Here is an 18,062-nt window from a genome sequence, read left to right as displayed (position 1 = left end):
CCCCGGAACCGATCGGTTCCGGGGCGCCCCTTCCTCGGTCTACGCCGTTCTGCGTCAGATCCGGACCTGTACGGCGCCGGAGAGGCGGTCGTGGAGGCCGCGGCCGTCACGGTCCCAGATGAGGGCCGGGATGGCGAGGCAGACCAGGACGCTGCGGACGACGACGCGGAGGAAGCCGAGCCGACCGCCGTTCGCCGAGGCGACACGGAGGCCGAAGAGCCGCTTGCCGGGGGTGGAGCCGACGGTGCCGACCGTGAGCACGCTCAAAGCCAGCAGGATGACGAGCGCCCAGTTGCCGGTCGCCTGGCTGTAGCCGTCGGTGACCAGGCCGTATGCGATCAACATGCACAGTGCCCAGTCGACGGTGAGGGCGCCGATCCTGCGGCCGGGCCGGGCGATCGAGCCGGGCCCCTCCTCGGGAAGTCCGAGCTGCTCCCCCCGGTAACCGAAGTCGACGCCTGCGTCCTCGGCCGCCGCGCGGGGTCCCGAGAGCCACGATCCCATTGCTTGCCTGTTGTCCACGCGTCCACGTTACTGCGCCCGTTTTTGATCACTTCGGCCCGGGTCGCGGTCCGGCGCGGGCGGCGCTTCGCGATGCCGAGCGCGGCCGCCCCGGTTAACTTGGGCGAAACAAATGGGTCATGCTTGAGAAATCCCGTCTGCCTATGGTCGGGTCCAGCGTGTGCCACCGCACTGGCCGCACGACCGAGCTGCAACCCCGCCCCTCCCCGGGCCGGGAGTAGGAGGAGTTGGATGTCCGAGAAGCACGGGTTCCAGAACGCCGACGAGGTCCAGAAGTTCATCAAGGACAACGACGTCAAGATGGTCGACGTCCGCTTCTGTGACCTCCCGGGCGTGATGCAGCACTTCACGATCCCGGCGACGGCCTTCGACCCGGCGGAGGAGCTCGCGTTCGACGGCTCGTCGATCCGCGGCTTCCAGGCGATCCACGAGTCCGACATGGCGCTGCGCGCCGACCTGTCGACGGCCCGTGTGGACCCCTTCCGCCGCGACAAGACGCTGAACATCAACTTCTTCATCCACGACCCGATCACGGGCGAGCAGTACAGCCGTGACCCGCGCAACATCGCGAAGAAGGCCGAGGCGTACCTCGCCTCCACCGGCATCGCCGACACCGCGTACTTCGGCCCCGAGGCCGAGTTCTACGTCTTCGACTCGGTCCGCTTCGAGACCTCGGCGAACCAGGGCTTCTACCACATCGACTCCGAGGCCGGCGCCTGGAACACCGGTGCGGAGGAGAACAACCGCGGCTACAAGGTCCGCTACAAGGGCGGCTACTTCCCGGCCCCGCCGGTCGACCACTTCGCCGACCTGCGCTCCGAGATCTCCCTGGAGCTGGAGAACGTCGGCCTCCAGGTCGAGCGCCAGCACCACGAGGTCGGCACCGCCGGCCAGGCCGAGATCAACTACAAGTTCAACACGCTGCTCGCCGCGGCCGACGACCTGATGCTCTTCAAGTACATCGTGAAGAACGTCGCCTGGCGCAACAACAAGACCGCGACCTTCATGCCGAAGCCGATCTTCGGCGACAACGGCTCGGGCATGCACGTCCACCAGTCGCTGTGGGCCAACGGCGACCCGCTGTTCTACGACGAGACCGGCTACGCGGGCCTCTCGGACACCGCCCGCTACTACATCGGCGGCATCCTCAAGCACGCCCCGTCGCTGCTCGCCTTCACCAACCCGACGGTGAACTCGTACCACCGCCTGGTCCCGGGCTTCGAGGCCCCGGTCAACATGGTGTACTCGCAGCGCAACCGCTCCGCCGCCATGCGCATCCCGATCACGGGCTCGAACCCGAAGGCCAAGCGCGTCGAGTTCCGCGCGCCGGACCCGTCCTCGAACCCGTACCTCGCCTTCTCGGCGCTGCTCCTCGCGGGCCTCGACGGCATCAAGAACAAGATCGAGCCGGCGGAGCCGATCGACAAGGACCTGTACGAGCTCGCTCCCGAGGAGCACGCCAACGTCCAGCAGGTCCCGACCAACCTGGAGGCCGTCCTCCACGCGCTCGAGGACGACAACGAGTACCTCCAGGCCGGCGGTGTCTTCACCTCCGACCTCATCGAGACCTGGATCGACTACAAGCGCACCCACGAGATCGCCCCGATCCAGCTGCGCCCGCACCCGCACGTGTTCGAGAAATACTCCCACCTAATGATCGGGGACGTACAGCGGGGACTGCCCGAGGGCTTGGGCCCCCCCCCGGGTGGGGGGGGGCGGCCCTCGCCGTTGTCGGTCGGCCGGTGTCAGCCGTCCGCGCGAAGCAGCTCCGCCTGGGCGGCGAGCCAGGACGGGGCGACCACCTCGACGTTGCCTCCCAGGGCGTCGGCCGCGCGGACCAGGGCTTCGGCGGCCTCCCGCTGGCGGGGTACGGCGCGGGCACGGGCGGCCTCGGCGAGGGCCTGGGCCGCCGTCGCTTCCGCCGCACCCGCGATGCCCAGCGAGACCGCCGACCGCTCGGCCGCCTCGGCCGCCTGCGCGTACTGTCCGTCGCGCCAGTAGGCCCAGGCCAGGTTGCAGAGGCAGACGCCCTCCGCGCGGGGGTTCTCCATCAGTGACGCCTCGTCCAGCGCCTCCTGGAGCACGGGCAACGCCTCCGTCACGCGGGCCAGCGCCAGCAGGGCGATGCCTTGGGCGTTCAGGGCGTACGTGATCGCCTCGTGGCTGTCCGCGGCGCGGTAGGCGCGTGCGGCCAGGGCGCCGGAGACGATCGTCTCCTCCCAGCGCTCAAGCGTCAGGAGCGCGATCGTACGGGCGTTCGCCGCGCGGGCCTCGGTGAGGCGGTCCCCGGACGTCCGGGCGACCTCTGCCAGCCGGTCGGCACTCGCCAGCGCCGTCTCCCCGTCCCCCAAAGAGCTGTACGCGAGGCTCAGGGAGAGGATCGCGTGTACCTCGCCTTCCATGTCGCCGTTCTCGTGGGCGAGGTCGGCTGCCCTGGCGAGCGGGCCGACCGCCGCGTCGAGGCGGGCGAGCTGTCGGTACGCGTCGCCGAGGCCGAAGACGGCGTTCTGCAGGGCGCGGCGATCACCGAGCCGCTCCGCCAGGTCTGCCGCCTCGGTGAACAGCTCGACCGCGTGCTCCATCGGCCCTGCCGTCAGCCGGGCGTGCCCGAAGGAGCCGAGGTGGGCGAGGCGGGCGCGGTCGTCGGTGAGACGGCCGTCGATGGCCAGGTGCATCGAGATCACCCCGAGCACCGAGCCCTGCCAGACCAGCCACTCCCCCATCTCGCCGAGGACCATCGCCGCGGCGTCGACGTCACCGGCGCGCACCAGATGATCGAACTGCCGGCGCAGCGGCTGGACGTCGTCCGCGGTCCGCCAGGCCGCTCGGGGCGGGGCGATGTTCGCGTACCAGTCGGCGATCCGCCGCTCGACGGCCGTGCGGTCGGTCGGGCCGTCCGCGGGCAGCTCGCCGTAGGCCAGGTCGGCGTCCATCGGGTGCAGGGCGAAGGTGCGGTGCCTGCGGTCCACCGACAGCAGGTGGATCCGTACGAGGTGGGCCAGGATGTGCGCGATGTCGAGCTCGGGATCGAGGCCGCCGACGATCGTCTGGATCACCGGCTGCGGCACGGGGGTGCGCAGAGCCGCGAGGACGCCGACGACCGTACGGCTCCCGGCGTCGAGCTGGCGGTGGCGGTCCTGGACGAGGCCCTCGACCACGTCACGGCGCTGGGCGTAGTCGGCCAGGACGTCCTGCAGGGTGGGCAGCATCATGTCGTCGTCGGCCATGGCGCCGACGAGGAGCTCCAGGGCGCGCGGGACACCGTGCATCCGCACGGCGGCCTGGAGCAGCTCCTCGTCGGACAGGTGCGCGATGCCGAGGCTGCCGTCGCGGTCCAGCTCCCGCAGCAGCGCGATGGACTCGGAGGGGTGCAGCCCCTCGGCGAGGTCGACCTGGGCGACGAATCGGCGCAGCTCGGGGGCGAGACGTACCGGTACCTGGGTCGTCACCAGGAGGCGCGGGGTGGACCGGGCCCGGAAGAGGCAGTCGAGGAAGAGCGCCACCTCCTCGTCCCGGACCCGTCCGTCGTCGTGGAGGAGGTCCTCGAAGTTGTCCATCAGGATGACGAAGAGCCGGTCGCCCATCGCGGCGAACAGCTCGTCGAGCTTGTCCTGGACGGGTAGCTGGGCGGCCCAGACCTCGTGCAGACGGGTCCGGTGCTCCCCGCCGAGCAGCTGGGCGCAGTCGAAGTAGAGGCGCTCCAGGGAGATGCCCGACGTACGGGTGCTGAGGTTGACGAGTCCCGACGGGAGCGGCGCCGCGGAGTGGCCGGGCCACTCTCCCCGGTCGAGGAGGTCCATGACCTTGGCGGCGAGAGCGCTCTTGCCCATGCCCCGGCGTCCCGTGACCGTCACCATGCGGACGGCGGGATCGCCGAGATGGCGGCCGATCAGGTCGAGTTCGCGGGTGCGGTTCTTGAACAGCTCGATGCCGTGGGCGACGGGCAGCCCGATCACCCTGGACCGGGCCGGGGGGCCGCTCGCGGCCGGCTCCTCCCGGTGGTGCGGTCCGTGCGCGCCCGGTGGTCGCGTACCCGCTTCAGGCAGCGCCTGGGGGTCGTCGATGGCCAGCAGCGCGGCCGGTTCGGCCGCGGGCGGTCCGCCGGCCGGGAGCAGGGCGTGGTCGATCCGGGCGGCGGTCAGCCGGCCCGATCCCTCCCAGCGGTGGTGCTCGGCGACCACGCCGACGATGAGGTCGCCGGCCCAGACCGCCGCACCCGACATCCCCGACCACGGCGACACCTGGGGGTTGGGGTCGGCTCCGGCCGGTGCGACGGTGATCTCCAGCGTGCCCGTCCTCAGGTTGGACAGTGCCGCGACGGTGCCGTCGGTCTGGTGGAGTTCCCGGAACTGTCCGCCGTCCGGTCGGCGGCGCTGCTTCCACAGCGGGAAGCCCGCGGCGTGGACGGCGACGACGGCGTGGTGGTCCGAGGTGATGCGCCCGAACGGCGCGGGCGCGACGGACGGCGCGGTCGACGGCGGTACGAAGGTCAGGACGGCCACGTCGCTGCCGACGTCGTGCCAGGCCACGTCCGCGGGTGCCTCCCACTGCCCGGGCCGGTCCACGTCGAAGCGGACCCGGGTCCCGGTGGTGCCGGTCACGACGTGCGCGGCGGTGAGCACCGTCGTGTCGGTGACCCGGTAGCCCGAGCCGCGCCGGCGGCCGGACGGCGTGGTGACGATGACCTCGGCGATGCGGTGCGGGTCGATTCCGCCGGTGGTGCGCCTGCTGGTGTCGGGCATGGCGCGATCAGTCCTCACCCAGCAGTTCGTCACCGGAGATCAGCACCGAGCGGTCCGGGGCGTCGGGGCGTACCGGCTTCAGGGTGAGGGTGAGCCGCTGGGTGTCGGTGGTCGCCTGCCGCGCGGTGGCTCCGGCGTCGAACACCCAGAACCGGACCTTCACCCCGGGCTCCCGGCTCCGCTCCACGCCGACGGTCAGCTCCAGCTCGATCTGCTCCGCCTGGAAGCGCAGGTCGGTGCCTTCGCCTTCCGCCATGGCGCGGCTCAAGTCGTGGCGCAGCTGCGCGATGATGTCCGCCAACTCCACGGCGTTGTCCACCGGTATGCCCCCTCGTCCACCGTCGCCACGGGGGCTGTCCCTCCCGGGCCCGAACGGCCGTACGTCTACGCGGAGATCATATCGGCGGGGGTCGGTCGAGAGCTGTCGGCCGGCCGGCACGCGGGCCGCCAAGTGGACTGCCAATCGGTGGAGTTGCCCGGGCGGGCCGTCGCCCCCGGCCGGTGCGAATCGGTGGAGTTGTCCGAGCGGGCCGTCGCCCCTGGGTCGGGGTGACGGCCCGTTCGGACATGGTGGTGCGGGTGGGGTCAGCGGCCGTAGCGGATCAGGGCCCGGACCATGCGGCAGGTGGTGTCGGACGGCGGGTGGATGCCGAGCAGTTCGGCCGTGGTGCGTATCTTCGCGTTGCCGGCCTTCGCGGGGTCGTGGACACCCGCGTCGAGCAGGACGATCGCGAGACGCATGGCCTTCAGTCGGCGGTTGTGAGCGATGTACCACTCGCGGGGGCGGCCCGCGGGGAGCGGCCTCTTCTGGAGGGGCTTCCAGGGTTCGAGGGACGGTGTCCGGATCACGGCGAGAGCCATGGGCGACCTCCTGGCGAAAACTGGGTGCGGGCCCTCCCCGGGACCCTCACCTTCACCCCCTATTTTAGGCGCCCCCACTGACAATCGCCCCTGGCCAGACAGGGTTTGGGGGGTGGTGGAGCGAGGCGGAGGGGGTACCGTGTGGCGCATGGAGATCTGGATCAATCCCGCCTGTTCCAAGTGCCGCAGCGCGATCAGTCTGCTCGACGCGGAGGGCGCCGATTACACCGTGCGCCGCTACCTGGAGGACGTGCCGAACCCGGACGAGATCCGCGCCGTTCTGGAGCGGCTCGGTCTCGAACCGTGGGACATCACACGGACCGGGGAGGCCGACGCCAAGGAGCTGGGCCTGAAGGACTGGCCCCGGGACGAGGCGAACCGGGACCGGTGGGTGGAGGCGCTCGCCACGCATCCCAAGCTCATCCAGCGGCCGATCATCACGGCGGAGGACGGCACGGCCGTCGTGGGGCGGACGGAGGAGGCGGTGCGCGACGCGATGTCGCGCTGACGTCGGTGGCGTCGGTGGCGTCGCTTCCTGTTCCCGCCACACCGACCGCGTCACGCCAGCGTCCTCACGCCGACCGCCTCACCCCGACGTCCTCACGCCGTCGTCCTCACGCCGTCGTCCTCGCTCCGTCGTCCTCACCCCGATGTCCTCACTCCGACGTCAGGAAGCCCGCGATGCGGTCGTACGTCTCCGGTGGCGACCCCACCGGCAGCACGTGGTGTGTGGCCCCGGGCACCGTCGCGGTCTCCATGGCGGGCACGGCCGCCCGCGCCCGGGCCGCCGCCTTGGCGATGCCGTGGGCACGGCTGTGCTCGGCGAGCAGGAGCAGCGTCGGTGGCTTCAGGGTGCTCAGCTCCGCTCGCGTGGGGCGCGGACCGGTGACCGGGCGGACGGTCGGGAAGTCCGCGGCCAGCGCGTTCAGGTGCCGCCACCGTGGGTCGAGCTCCGCACCGCCGGTCTCCCATCGCAGGAACGCGGCGTTCCGGGCCGGGGTGGGGCGCAGCAGCATCGGCAGGGCGCGGAGCAGATAGCGCGGGCTGAAGCCGGTGAAGCAGTTCGTGGGGTCGAGGAGGACGAGCCGGTCGACGCGGGCCGGGTCCTTCAGGGCGTACCGAAGCGCGATCCAGGCGCCGTAGGAGTGGCCCACCAGGCCGGCGGAGCGCAGGCCCAGGGCGTCGAGGAGGCTGCCGAACCAGGCCGTCAGGTCGCCGGCCGTACGAATGGGGTCGGCGTCCTCCGGGACACTGCGGCCGGGCTCCCCGATCAGGTCGACGGCGTGGACGCGGTGGGTCCGGCCCAGGGCCGCGGCCGTGGCGTACCAGCCGGTGGCGGTGGCGCCGCCGCCCGGCAGCAGGAGGACGGGTGGGGCGCTTTCGGGGCCGTGGCTGATCAGATGGGTCGTGCCGTGCGCCGTCGCCAGTGTGGAGGTGGTGGTGCCGGCGGGCCAGCGGGCGAGGACCTCGTCGTAGGCGGCGAGGAAGGTCCCGGAGACGGCGACGGACATGGCGCAATACCTCTCGCTCGACGATAATCTCGCTGAGCGAGATAATAGAAGGGAAGGCGGCGAAGTGACAGACTCACCGGAGCTGCGGATCTTTCATCTGCTGCGCGCGGTCACGGTCGAATTCGGTCTGCGCCAAGGCGAGTTCGCCGCCCGCAACGCGATGCACGCCACGGACGTCCGGGCCCTGATCTGCCTCCTCGACGCCGAGCGCGCGGGGACGGACGCGACCGCCGGATGGCTCGGCGCGCAGCTCGGACTCAACTCCGCGGGGACGACCTCCGTCATCGACCGGCTCGAACGGCTCGGCCATGTCGCCCGCGTCCGGGACGACCGCGACCGGCGCCGCGTGCTGCTGCGGGTCGAGGAGAGCGCCAAGGAACTGGGCCGGGCGTCCTTCGGGCCGCTGATCGACCGGACGGTCGCGCTGCTGGACGCGTTCGACGAGGACGAGGTGGATACGGTGCGGCGGTTCCTGACAGGCGTACGAGAGATCATGTCCACCACCGACGGGCCCGGAACTACACAGGGGTAGGGAGATCATGGTCGCCGTGTACTCATCGGCTCTGAGCGGAGCCGCCTCCAACCCGGCGCTCCCCACGCGGCTGTTGCTGCGTCTGCTCGCCCACGACGAGAACGGGGGTGACGGGCCGCCCCGCCGGGCCGTCCACCGGGCCGGCCTCCCCGAAGACGACATGGCCGCCGGAGTGGGCGCTTGAGCGAGGGGAGCGAGGTCGCCGAGGTTCTCGGGGTCGATCTGCATCTGGAACTGACCGGGGCCGGCAGCCGGCGGGCCGTGCTGATCCGGGCCTTGCGCGAGGCGGTGCGGAGCGGGCGACTGGCCGCGGGGACGCGTCTGCCGCCCTACCGGTCGCTCGCCGCCGATCTGGGGGTCGCCCGCAACACCGTCGCCGACGCGTACGCGGAGCTGGTCGCCGAAGGGTGGCTGTCCTCGCGGCAGGGATCGGGGACACGGGTCGCCGAACGCGTCGCGGCGCCGAAGCCGGAGGGTGCGCGAAGGGAGACGGTACGAGCGCTCCCGTACGACCTGGTCCAGGGCAAGCCGGACCCGGCGGCCTTCCCCCGTACGGCCTGGCTCGCCTCGGCGCGGCGGGCGCTGACGGCCGCGCCGAACGACGCCTTCGGTATCGGTGATCCACGGGGAAGGGTGGAACTGCGCAGGGAGCTCGCCGCGTATCTGGCGCGGGTGCGCGGGGTGCGGAGCGGACCCGACCGGATCGTCGTCTGCTCGGGCGCGGCCCACGCGCTGCGGCTCCTCGCCCGGGTCGTCGGCGGCCGCCCCTGGGCGGTGGAGGCGTACGGGCTCCCCTTCCACCGCGGGCTGCTCGCCGAGGCCGGGGTCGGTACCGTGCCGGTGGCCGTCGACGAGGACGGGGCGCGCGTCGGCGAGATCCCGCGCGGCTCGGGCGCCGTCCTGCTCACGCCCGCGCATCAGTTCCCGACGGGCGGGCCGCTCCGTCCCGAGCGGCGCGCGGCAGCCGTGGACTGGGCTCGGACGACCGGCGGGTTCGTCCTGGAGGACGACTACGACGGGGAGTTCCGCTACGACCGCCGGCCCGTCGGCGCCCTGCAGGGCCTCGACCCCGACCGGGTGGCCCTCATCGGCTCCGTCAGCAAGAGCCTCTCCCCCACCCTCCGCATCGGCTGGATGGTGCTGCCGGGCGGGCTGGTGGACGGTGTGGTGGCGGCGAAGGGCGAGCGTGAGCCGTACTCCTCCGCCACCGAGCAGCTCACGCTCGCCGACTTCCTCGCCTCGGGCGCGTACGACCGGCATGTGCGGCGGATGCGCCGTCGCCATCGCGAGCGCCGCGACCGGCTGGTGGCGGCCCTCGCCCAGCGGGTGCCGGAGGTACGGGTGACGGGGATCGCGGCCGGGCTGCATGCGGTGGTGGAGCTTCCGCCGGGGACGGAGCGCGCGGCGCTCGCGGCGGCGGAGCGGCACGGGGTCGCGGTGGAGGGGCTGAGCGGGTATCAGCATCCGGACACGGTGGATCCCGTACGCGAGGACGGGCGGGACGGGCCGGAGCGGCGGGACGGGCTGGTCGTGGGGTATGCGACGCCACCCGAGCGGCTGTACGGCGGGGCACTCGATGCCCTGTGCAATGCCCTTGATTCCGCACTGCGTTGAGAAGAACCGGCGGGCTCCTCGTATCTGACGCCACAGGAACCGACAGGAAACGAACGGAGCCTCACGTGTCACGCAGGAAAACGCTCAGCCGGAAGAAGAAGATCGCGCTGTTGGCGGGTGCTCTCGTGCTCGCCGGGGGTACGGCGGTGGTCGTGGCCGGTACGAGCCAGGCGTCCGTGGCCTGCGACGGCCTGGCCACGGCGCTCGCGAACAACGAGCGGTTCATCGCGGACCAGCGCGCCAACCCGGACGCGCTGTCGCAGGCGCGGATCGCCAACCGGGAGGCGGTGATCGCCGAGATCCGGCGCAAGCAGGCGGCCTCGGGGTGCGGGGGCGGCGCCGAAGCGGCCCCGCCGGCCTCGGCCGCCCCGCCGGCCGCACCCCCCACGCAGGCCGCGCCGCCCGCCACGACCGCGCCGCCCGCCGGGGGCGGGGGCGGAGGCGGGGACACCGGGTCCGGGGACGTCGTCTGCGCCGGCTCCACCGTGACGCTCTCCGGCGAGGGCGGTGCCCCGGCCGCGTCCAGCAACCAGTTCCCCCTCGGCACCCGCCTCAAGGTGACCAACCTCGACAACGCGCAGTCGACCACGGTCGAGGTCACATCCGTCTCCGGCAGCTGCGTACTCCTCAACAACGCGGCCTTCGAACAGGTCCGCGAGCCCGGAAAGTTCCTGATCCGCAAGGCCCGGATCGAACGGGTCGGCTGACCACGCCCGACAGCGCGGCGTGAGGCGGCGGAGGCACCGCGCCCGGCGCCGGCCCGCAGGCGCTGCGTCCCCCGGCGCCCGGCGTCACCCCTCAGGCGCTGGGCCCCTCGGAGCCGGTGTCAGGCCCCACGCGATGCGGCCCCCGCACCCGGCGTCACCCCTCAGGCGCTGGGTGTCTCGGGGGCCGTCGTCTGCTCTGCCAGGGTCAGGATTTCGGTGAGCCGCACGCCGAATCGGGCGTCGCAGCCGTGCGGTACCCCCGTCCGGGCCGATTCGACGAGCGCGTCCACCGCCCCGGCGAACGCGCCCAACGCGCCGTCCCACGCCGGCAGCACCGCCCGGCCGCGCTCGCCGTACAGGGTGAGCGCGGCCTCCGCCGCCTCCGGCGGGGCGGAGAGGGTCAGCGTCGCCGTGCTGCTCGCGCCCGACGCGTGGCGCAGGACCAGGTGCCGGGTGTCCGCCGGGCCCCGCACCGCCGTCACCTCGGTGACGTCGCCGAGCACCGGCAGGTACACGGAGAGCACGTGCGGACCGACATCCCAGAGGCCGCCCTTCTCGCGCCGCCACGGGGAATCCGCGTACGCACTGCGGGATCCTGAGCCGTACAGCGAGCCCAGCCAGTGCGCCTCGCCCAGGAACCAGCCGCCGGCCGCCGCCTGTTCGTCGATCCACCGCGCCGTCGGCTCGGCGAACCGCAGCGTGCAGAAGACCACCGACGCGACCCCGGCCTTCTCCGCCGCATCGGCCACCTCGCGGGCCGCCGCGGGCGTCGTGGCCACGGGCTTGTCCAGGAGCAGATGACAGCCGGCGGCCGCCGCCCGGACGGCGAGCGGTGCCTGCACGTCCGGGGGCAGGGCGAACGCCACGGCGTCGCAGGCCCCGAAGAGCGCGTCCACGTCCTCGTACACGGCCGTCCCCGACGCGGCGGCGATCTCGGCCGCCGCCTCGGGCCGTCGTCCCCACACCCCGGCGAACTCGACCCCGTCGTGCGCGGCGAGCGCGGGCGCGTGGGCGCGGGCGGCCCAGGGGCCGGTGCCGAGGAGTCCGATACGGGGCTTCACACCCGGGTGCTTGGTCATGCCCCCAGTCTGCCGCGCCCCTCTGTACGCAGAGGCACAGGGATCCGGCCTCCGTACCCCGCGCCCCCGTACGGCTCCGCCTCTCGCCCGTGTCGCCATGCCCCCGGCCTCGGCCTCCGGGACCTGCCTGTCGACTTACCCAGGATCGAACTCCCGGGATTGCCGCTCGGGTCATCGACGGCTCCGACGAGGCCCGGCCGCGTCCAGCCGTCACGCGGTGAGCGTGAGGGCAGGGGCTTGTGACTCAGCCGGCTCGCCCCGGAGCGCCGGACGAGCGGCGTCCATGTGAACCCCGTATACGACGCGGGCGGTTTCGACGTGCACCGACTGACGCCGGGCGCGCCGACCGCCGGAATCCGGGACGCCGAGGACCTGGCGGCGCCGGTGGGAGATCGCGCGGTTCGGGAGTGGCCCCAGCCGGCGGTACGGCAGGGGCTGTCGCCTCGGGCCGAGGCGGCGTACGCCGGGTGGAGTGTGCCGGGGCCGGCGGAGGCGCGGTGGATCTTCGAGATCCACCCGGGGCAGTGCGGTCTGATGCTGTACGTCGCCGACGCGCCGGCCGACGCGTTCGTCGTGCCCCACCCGGAGGACTGCCGCGTGCTCCACCCGACGCTGGTCGAGGATCTGTACGGGGAGCCGGCCCACCAGTACGCGTTCTACGGCGCCCCGGTGCCGGAGTTCACTGCGCGCATCCGGGACGGGGCCGGTTCCGTCCGCACCCTCGCGGATCTGCGGGCGGCGGCCGGAGCGCAGGAGCGGTCCTGGGTCGAGGCTCACGACGGTCTGATGGCACGGGACCTGCCGGGGACCTCGTACGCCTTCGAGCGGGCGTACCGGATGAATTCGCACGATCTGTACCGCTCTCTCCCTCCGTTCCAACGGGCGGGTCAGGAACAGCACATCGGCGAACTGATCGCGGACCGCAAGGGCCGGACCCTGTGTCTGAAGGCGTTCCGGCTCTCCGAGAACCAGATCAGAAGGGGCCGTCCGCTCCGGCGCCCGGCGGACAGCGACTGGCACCTGGGCCGCACGGCGGAGGCGCTCGGAACGACGTATGCCGAGCTCATACGGCGTGTCGAGAGCGCCGGCCTCGGCACACTGCTCAACACCCACGAGGTCGCACAGCGGCTCCGCGAAGATCGGGAAGGCTGAGTAACACGGGGTTCACAAACGGGCAACGGGCGGGAAATCCCGTGTTGCGAAGCTGCGCGCAGACACACAACGCAGCTCTCGCAGCGTCGCGAGCCGCAGCAAACCCCGCAGCAGCACGCCAAAGGATGAGGCCCCGTGACCTTCAAGGCTGAGTACATCTGGATCGACGGCACCGAGCCGACCGCGAAGCTTCGCTCCAAGACGAAGATTCTGCCGGGCACGGGCGCCACTCTGGACGAGCTGCCGATCTGGGGCTTCGACGGATCCAGCACGAACCAGGCCAAGGGCCACGCCTCGGACCGTGTCCTCAAGCCGGTCTTCGTCTGCCCGGACCCGATCCGCGGCGGTGCCGACATCCTGGTGATGTGCGAGGTCCTCAACACGGACATGACGCCGCACGAGTCCAACACGCGTGCCGCGCTGGCCGAGGTCTACGCGAAGTACGCCGCTCAGGAGCCGATCTTCGGCATCGAGCAGGAGTACACCTTCTTCGACGGCGAGCGCCCGCTCGGCTTCCCGGTCGGCGGCTTCCCGGCCCCGCAGGGCGGCTACTACTGCGGTGTCGGCGCCGACGAGATCTTCGGCCGTGACGTCGTCGAGGCGCACCTGGAGAACTGCCTGAAGGCGGGCCTGGGCATCTCCGGCATCAACGCCGAGGTCATGCCGGGTCAGTGGGAGTTCCAGGTCGGCCCGCTGGCGCCGCTGGACGTCGCGGACCAGCTGTGGGTGGCCCGCTGGCTGCTCTACCGAACGGCCGAGGACTTCAACGTCTCGGCGACGCTGGACCCGAAGCCGGTGAAGGGCGACTGGAACGGCGCGGGCGCGCACACCAACTTCTCGACGAAGGCGATGCGCGAGGGCTACGACGCGATCATCACCGCCGCCGAGTCCCTCGGCGAGGGCTCGAAGCCGCTCGACCACGTCAAGAACTACGGCGCCGGCATCGACGACCGCCTGACCGGTCTGCACGAGACCGCCCCGTGGGACGAGTACTCCTACGGCGTCTCCGACCGCGGCGCCTCGGTCCGTATCCCGTGGCAGGTCGAGCAGGACCAGAAGGGCTACATCGAGGACCGCCGTCCGAACGCGAACGTGGACCCGTACACGGTGACCCGCCTCCTGGTGGACACCTGCTGCGAGGCCCTGGAGAAGGCCGGCCAGGTCTGATCCGCAGTCTTCCCGAAGAGGCGCCCACCGGCGAACGGTGGGCGCCTTTCTCGTATGTGGCAAGGACGACAGGGGGTTTGGCCGGGGTGGGGCTCGTCGGCGGCATTCCCTTCTGGTTCAATAGGGATATGGCCAGCAAGCAGAACGACACCGCGACAGGTCGCCTCGACCTCGAGCCGTTCTGGCCTTCCCGGCAGCACCACGATTTCGACCGGTGCTGTCGGCGCGTGAGGAACGCGTCGACCCCCTAACGCCCGACCGGCCATCGTCCGGTTCCGCGGCCTTCGGCCGACGCGCACGACGTACGACACCTGTCCGTTCGTTTCTTCGCGCGAAAGAGCTGAGCCCTCATGGCCCACACCCAGACCGGTACCGCGTCCCTGACCGCCGTCCGTCCGCACCGGCCCCGGCTTCGTGCCGTCGATCCCGACGAGGTCGTCGACCTCTCCCGGGTCGCGGACTTCCTGCCGCCGGGTGCCACGCTGCTTCCCGCGCCTCCGAACGCGCTGCCCACGCTGCCCGGGCGTCCGCCGATGGTCGGGTACCTGGTCCTGCTGCCCGTCGACCAGGACGTGCCCGCTCCGGCCCCCGCGGCCGAGGAGCAGGGGCCGGTGGCCATCGACGGTGCGCAGCGGATCGCCGTCGTGGACGGGCAGCCGATGGACCTCACGTACCTCGAGTTCGAGCTGCTCGCCCACCTCGTCGCCCACCCCCACCGGGTCCACACCCGCGACCAGTTGGTCACGACGGTCTGGGGGTACGGGCATGTGGGCGACGGGCGGACCGTCGACGTCCATGTCGCCCGGCTGCGCCGCAAGCTGGGCGCCGAGCACCGCCACACGATCCAGACCGTGCGGCGGGTCGGCTACAAGTACACGCCCTGATCAGGCTCGGGACCTCGCCCTGGCCACCAGGCCGAGGGCGAGGTCGACCACGAGGAACGCCAGCAGGCTGATGCCCAGCATCGGGACGAACCAGCCCACGAGGGCCGTCACCGCGAGCAGCGGCAGCAGCATCGTCGGCGGGACCTTCCGCCAGGCGCCGCGCGCGACCGGGCGGCCGGGGCGGCGGAGCCACCACATCCGGTAGCCCCAGAGGATCAGCAGGATCAGCGCCAGCGCGAGCGCGGCGAGCGCCAGCTGGTTGAACAGGCCCAGGAAGACGCCCGTGTGCGCGTCGATGCCGAAGCGGGTGAGCTGGGCGAGCACCGGGTAGTCGGCGAACCGGAGCTCGTCCATGACCGTGCCGTCGGCCGGGTTCACGGCCACCGAGTCCAGGTGGACGGGGAACTGGGCGTCGGTCTCCTTGACGACGTACCCCTTGCCCTCCGAGGGCAGGACGACGGACATCTTGCCCTCGATGCCCTTCGCACGGGCGGCCTCGACGACCCGGTCGATGCCGACGTCCGGGCCCTTGGCGGTCGGGGTCTGGTGGCCGCCGCCGTGGCCCTCGTGCTCCGAGGAGCCGCCGGCCGCGCCTTCGAGGGTCGCGGAGACGGTCGGGGTGGCGCCGCCGAGCTGGTCCTGGACGGCGCCGATGTTCTCGCCCGCGTAGCGCGACCAGGTCAGACCGGTGGCGGAGAGCAGGACCAGTCCGGTGACGGCCCACAGGCCGACCGTGCCGTGCCAGGACAGCGTGCGGCGGCGGGACTTCGGGCCGCGCTCGGGGACGACGAGGGACCGGCGGTTCTTGCGCTTGCGGCCGATCCAGAGCGCCAGGCCGCCGAGAGCGATCACCCACAGCCAGCTGGCGGCCAGCTCGCTGTAGTTGCGGCCGAGGTCGCCGAGGTGCAGATCGCGGTGGAGTTCGTCGATCCAGGTGCGCAGCGGGAGGGCGCCGGAGCCGCCGTAGCTGGGCAGCTGGCCGCGTATCTCGGCGGTGTACGGGTCGACGAAGACGGCGAGGGACTTGCCCTCCTCGACGTCGGGGTCGGCCATCAGGACGCGGGTGGTGGCGCCGTCCTCGGCGGAGGGCCAGACGGCGGTGACGGTGCCGTTGGGGTTGACCTTGGTGGCGGCGTGGACCTGCTGCGAGAGCGGCAGGACCTTGTCGCCGACGGGGACCTCCAGCTCGTGCGCGTAGAGGACCTTCTCGGCCTGGAACGAGAGCGCGTAGAGCAGGCCGCTGGCGGCGGCGATGAGCAGGAAGGGGGCGATGAGGACGCCGGCGTAGAAGTGCAGGCGCAGGACGAGGGGGCGCAGTGCGCTCCAGGTGCTCTTGCCGCCGCTGCTCGTCGCTTCCGCGTCGAGGGTGGTGGGCGCTGCCTCGGTGTCCGGGCGCGCGGGATCGTCAATGGTCATGACTGTCCTAGGAGTCGGTGTCGACAGGGGGAATCGGCCCCCGGGTCAGACGCGTGCTCCGAGGGCTGTGGCGCGGGGTACGGACAGCCGGGGCGGGCCGCGCCGGGAGAGGGTGTGCGCGAGGACGACGCCGTGCAGTCTGCGGGTGTGCGGGCGCGGGCGTACGGGGTGCGGGAGTTCGGGGACGCGGACGACGGCGAGCAGCAGGCGCAGCGGGGTGAAGGCGAGCGCCCCGACGGTCCGGGCGAGCGCGAAGAGCGCGGCCTCGCCTCGGGCCAGCCACAGTCCGCAGACCAGGGCGGCGAGGAGGTGGGCGGCGATCATGCCGAGGGAGGAGTGGCCGGCGGCCGTCTCCATCGCCGGAAGCATCGAAGGGTCCATGGCCGGATGGCCCATGGTCGCGTGGTCGGCCATCGCCGTGTGGTCCGCGGTGCCCTGTTCCTCGCCCGCGGAGAAGATCAGGTGCAGGGCCGCCTGGACGGCGACCAGGCCGCCGGAGATCGTGCACGTCCCGCGCTTGCGGCCGGTGGCCGGCCAGGCGAGGACCGCCGTGACGGCGAAGGCGGTGTAGAGCGATCCCGCGGGAAGATCGTGCGCAGACATGGACGAATGCCCCACGGCTGCCAATGACACGCACACCGCCGCGAAAAGTGCGGCTCGCAGGGCGCGTATCGGCGAGCGGGCATCCGTCATGATTCGGCCATGGTGACACCCCGTCGCCGGGAGCGGGAGACCACCTCCCGATTTCTCTCGGCCTCCCCCGCATTTCTCCCGTAGAGGAACGGCTGGGCGTTGCCCCGTCCTGCGATGCACAGTTCGTGGCATGAGACTTCTGATCTTGGGTGGTACGGAGTTCGTGGGGCGCGCTGTCGCCGAGGCCGCGCTCGCGCGCGGCTGGGAGGTGACGGTCTTCCACCGTGGCCGCCACGAGCCTCCGGCGGGGGCCGTCTCGTTGATCGGCGACCGTGTCGCCCCTGGCGGGCTGGCCGCGCTCACCGACGACGAGAAGTCCTCCTGGGACGTGGTCGTGGACACCTGGTCCGCGGCGCCCTCGGTGGTCCGGGACGCCGCCCGGCTGCTCCGGGACCGGGTGGACCGCTTCGTCTACGTGTCGAGCCGTTCCGTCTACGCCTGGCCGCCGGCGGCGGGTCTGGCCGAGGACGGTCCGCTGGTCGAGGGCTCCCCGGACGCCGGCGAGGTGCCGTACGGCGAGGCGAAGCGGGGCGGTGAGCTGGCGACGGTCGACGCCTTCGGTGCGGACCGGTCCCTCCTCGTCCGCGCGGGGCTGATCATCGGTCCGTACGAGAACATCGGCCGGCTGCCGTGGTGGCTGGGCCGGATCGCGCGGGGCGGCCCGGTCCTCGCGCCGGGACCGCGTGAGCTGCCGCTCCAGTACATCGACGCCCGCGATCTGGCCGAGTGGACGCTCGACGCGGCCCAGGCCGGGCTCTCGGGCCCGTTCAACCTGGTCTCGCCGCCCGGGCACACGACGACGGACGAGCTGCTCGCCGCCTGTATGCGGGCGACCGGCTCGGACGCCGAACTGCGCTGGACCGACCCGGAGAAGCTGCTCGAAGCCGGTGTCGAGCCCTGGTCCGACCTGCCGGTGTGGATTCCGCCGGGCGAGACGTACGACGCGATGCACACCGCCGACGTCTCCAAGGCGCTCGCGGCGGGGCTGCGCTGCCGCCCGGTGGCCGAGACGGTCGAGGACACCTGGGCCTGGCTGCGGTCGATCGGCGGGTCCGCGCCGCAGCGCCCGGACCGGCCGTCGGTGGGCCTCGACCCGGAGCGGGAGGCGGCGCTCCTCGCGGGCTGAGGCGCTCGGACCGATGTCCGTATCGGTTCCGTTGAACGCATGGGCCCTGCCGTCCG

The 18,062-nt window shown here is 72.4% G+C and carries 17 protein-coding genes and 1 pseudogene; 10 read left to right on the top strand and 8 right to left on the bottom strand.

Going from position 1 to position 18,062, the window contains the following annotated elements:
* Nucleotides 1–54: 54 nt before the first annotated feature.
* The gene (locus tag ACFQ7Q_RS28325) at nt 55–522 is read right to left on the bottom strand and encodes an RDD family protein (RefSeq protein WP_383559933.1); all 468 of its coding nucleotides are present in this window, start codon (nt 520–522) and stop codon (nt 55–57) included.
* Between the two features lie 231 nt (nt 523–753).
* Between ACFQ7Q_RS28325 and glnA the strand changes: the two are divergent.
* Nucleotides 754–2,166: pseudogene (glnA, locus tag ACFQ7Q_RS28320) on the top strand (type I glutamate--ammonia ligase); the annotation flags it as partial.
* Between the two features lie 101 nt (nt 2,167–2,267).
* Here the strand turns inward: glnA and ACFQ7Q_RS28315 are convergent.
* The 3 genes from ACFQ7Q_RS28315 to ACFQ7Q_RS28305 all read right to left on the bottom strand — a co-directional run bounded on the left by ACFQ7Q_RS28315 (nt 2,268) and on the right by ACFQ7Q_RS28305 (nt 6,125).
* Nucleotides 2,268–5,264, bottom strand: a complete 2,997-nt coding sequence (locus tag ACFQ7Q_RS28315; RefSeq protein ID WP_383559932.1) for a trypsin-like peptidase domain-containing protein — start codon at nt 5,262–5,264, stop codon at nt 2,268–2,270.
* A 7-nt stretch (nt 5,265–5,271) separates the two neighbouring features.
* Entirely contained in the window at nt 5,272–5,583 is a 312-nt protein-coding gene (locus ACFQ7Q_RS28310; protein ID WP_329121337.1) for a trypco2 family protein, read from the bottom strand.
* Nucleotides 5,584–5,849: 266 nt separating this feature from the next.
* A complete protein-coding gene (locus ACFQ7Q_RS28305) occupies nt 5,850–6,125 on the bottom strand; it encodes a hypothetical protein (RefSeq protein ID WP_383559931.1) in 276 nt (91 codons plus the stop codon).
* Nucleotides 6,126–6,273: 148 nt separating this feature from the next.
* On the opposite strand from ACFQ7Q_RS28305, the gene ACFQ7Q_RS28300 reads away from it, so the two are divergent.
* Nucleotides 6,274–6,633, top strand: coding sequence for an arsenate reductase family protein (locus tag ACFQ7Q_RS28300; RefSeq protein WP_383559929.1), 360 nt, complete (start codon nt 6,274–6,276; stop codon nt 6,631–6,633).
* A 148-nt stretch (nt 6,634–6,781) separates the two neighbouring features.
* On the opposite strand, the gene ACFQ7Q_RS28295 is transcribed toward ACFQ7Q_RS28300, so the two are convergent.
* On the bottom strand, nt 6,782–7,636 hold the full coding sequence (locus ACFQ7Q_RS28295; protein WP_383559927.1) for an alpha/beta fold hydrolase: 855 nt from the start codon (nt 7,634–7,636) through the stop codon (nt 6,782–6,784).
* A 64-nt stretch (nt 7,637–7,700) separates the two neighbouring features.
* On the opposite strand from ACFQ7Q_RS28295, the gene ACFQ7Q_RS28290 reads away from it, so the two are divergent.
* The 4 genes from ACFQ7Q_RS28290 to ACFQ7Q_RS28275 all read left to right on the top strand — a co-directional run bounded on the left by ACFQ7Q_RS28290 (nt 7,701) and on the right by ACFQ7Q_RS28275 (nt 10,489).
* On the top strand, nt 7,701–8,168 hold the full coding sequence (locus ACFQ7Q_RS28290; RefSeq protein ID WP_383559925.1) for a MarR family transcriptional regulator: 468 nt from the start codon (nt 7,701–7,703) through the stop codon (nt 8,166–8,168).
* 16 nt (nt 8,169–8,184) lie between these two features.
* Nucleotides 8,185–8,352, top strand: a complete 168-nt coding sequence (locus ACFQ7Q_RS28285) for a hypothetical protein (protein ID WP_383559923.1) — start codon at nt 8,185–8,187, stop codon at nt 8,350–8,352.
* The gene (locus tag ACFQ7Q_RS28280; RefSeq protein WP_383559921.1) at nt 8,349–9,782 is read left to right on the top strand and encodes a PLP-dependent aminotransferase family protein; all 1,434 of its coding nucleotides are present in this window, start codon (nt 8,349–8,351) and stop codon (nt 9,780–9,782) included. The genes ACFQ7Q_RS28285 and ACFQ7Q_RS28280 overlap by 4 nt, the downstream gene beginning before the upstream one ends.
* Before the next feature lie 65 nt (nt 9,783–9,847).
* Nucleotides 9,848–10,489 carry a hypothetical protein gene (locus tag ACFQ7Q_RS28275; RefSeq protein WP_383559920.1) on the top strand — a complete coding sequence of 214 codons (642 nt, stop codon included), beginning with the start codon at nt 9,848–9,850 and terminating at the stop codon, nt 10,487–10,489.
* Between the two features lie 161 nt (nt 10,490–10,650).
* Here the strand turns inward: ACFQ7Q_RS28275 and ACFQ7Q_RS28270 are convergent, their stop codons facing one another.
* On the bottom strand, nt 10,651–11,568 hold the full coding sequence (locus ACFQ7Q_RS28270; RefSeq protein WP_383559918.1) for a Gfo/Idh/MocA family protein: 918 nt from the start codon (nt 11,566–11,568) through the stop codon (nt 10,651–10,653).
* Between the two features lie 435 nt (nt 11,569–12,003).
* On the opposite strand from ACFQ7Q_RS28270, the gene ACFQ7Q_RS28265 reads away from it, so the two are divergent.
* From ACFQ7Q_RS28265 to ACFQ7Q_RS28255, 3 genes are all read left to right on the top strand, one after another.
* A complete protein-coding gene (locus ACFQ7Q_RS28265; RefSeq protein ID WP_383559938.1) occupies nt 12,004–12,720 on the top strand; it encodes a hypothetical protein in 717 nt (238 codons plus the stop codon).
* A gap of 135 nt (nt 12,721–12,855) precedes the next feature.
* Nucleotides 12,856–13,887 (top strand): glutamine synthetase, encoded by a 1,032-nt coding sequence (glnII, locus tag ACFQ7Q_RS28260; protein WP_383559916.1) that lies wholly within the window; start codon nt 12,856–12,858, stop codon nt 13,885–13,887.
* 350 nt (nt 13,888–14,237) lie between these two features.
* Nucleotides 14,238–14,771: a winged helix-turn-helix domain-containing protein gene (locus ACFQ7Q_RS28255; protein ID WP_383559915.1), complete on the top strand. Its 534-nt coding sequence runs from the start codon at nt 14,238–14,240 to the stop codon at nt 14,769–14,771.
* Here ACFQ7Q_RS28255 and ACFQ7Q_RS28250 read toward each other — a convergent pair whose 3' ends face one another.
* Both ACFQ7Q_RS28250 and ACFQ7Q_RS28245 read right to left on the bottom strand, forming a co-directional pair.
* Nucleotides 14,772–16,187, bottom strand: a complete 1,416-nt coding sequence (locus tag ACFQ7Q_RS28250; RefSeq protein ID WP_383559913.1) for a PepSY-associated TM helix domain-containing protein — start codon at nt 16,185–16,187, stop codon at nt 14,772–14,774.
* A 45-nt stretch (nt 16,188–16,232) separates the two neighbouring features.
* The gene (locus tag ACFQ7Q_RS28245) at nt 16,233–16,790 is read right to left on the bottom strand and encodes a hypothetical protein (RefSeq protein WP_383559911.1); all 558 of its coding nucleotides are present in this window, start codon (nt 16,788–16,790) and stop codon (nt 16,233–16,235) included.
* A 220-nt stretch (nt 16,791–17,010) separates the two neighbouring features.
* Between ACFQ7Q_RS28245 and ACFQ7Q_RS28240 the strand changes: the two genes are divergently transcribed.
* Nucleotides 17,011–18,006: an NAD-dependent epimerase/dehydratase family protein gene (locus tag ACFQ7Q_RS28240; protein WP_383559910.1), complete on the top strand. Its 996-nt coding sequence runs from the start codon at nt 17,011–17,013 to the stop codon at nt 18,004–18,006.
* Nucleotides 18,007–18,062: the final 56 nt, after the last annotated feature.

Source organism: Streptomyces sp. NPDC056527 (assembly GCF_042794475.1).
Taxonomy (GTDB): domain Bacteria; phylum Actinomycetota; class Actinomycetes; order Streptomycetales; family Streptomycetaceae; genus Streptomyces.
Note: the sequence above shows the minus strand (reverse complement) of the source record. Positions and strands in the feature narration are given on the sequence as shown.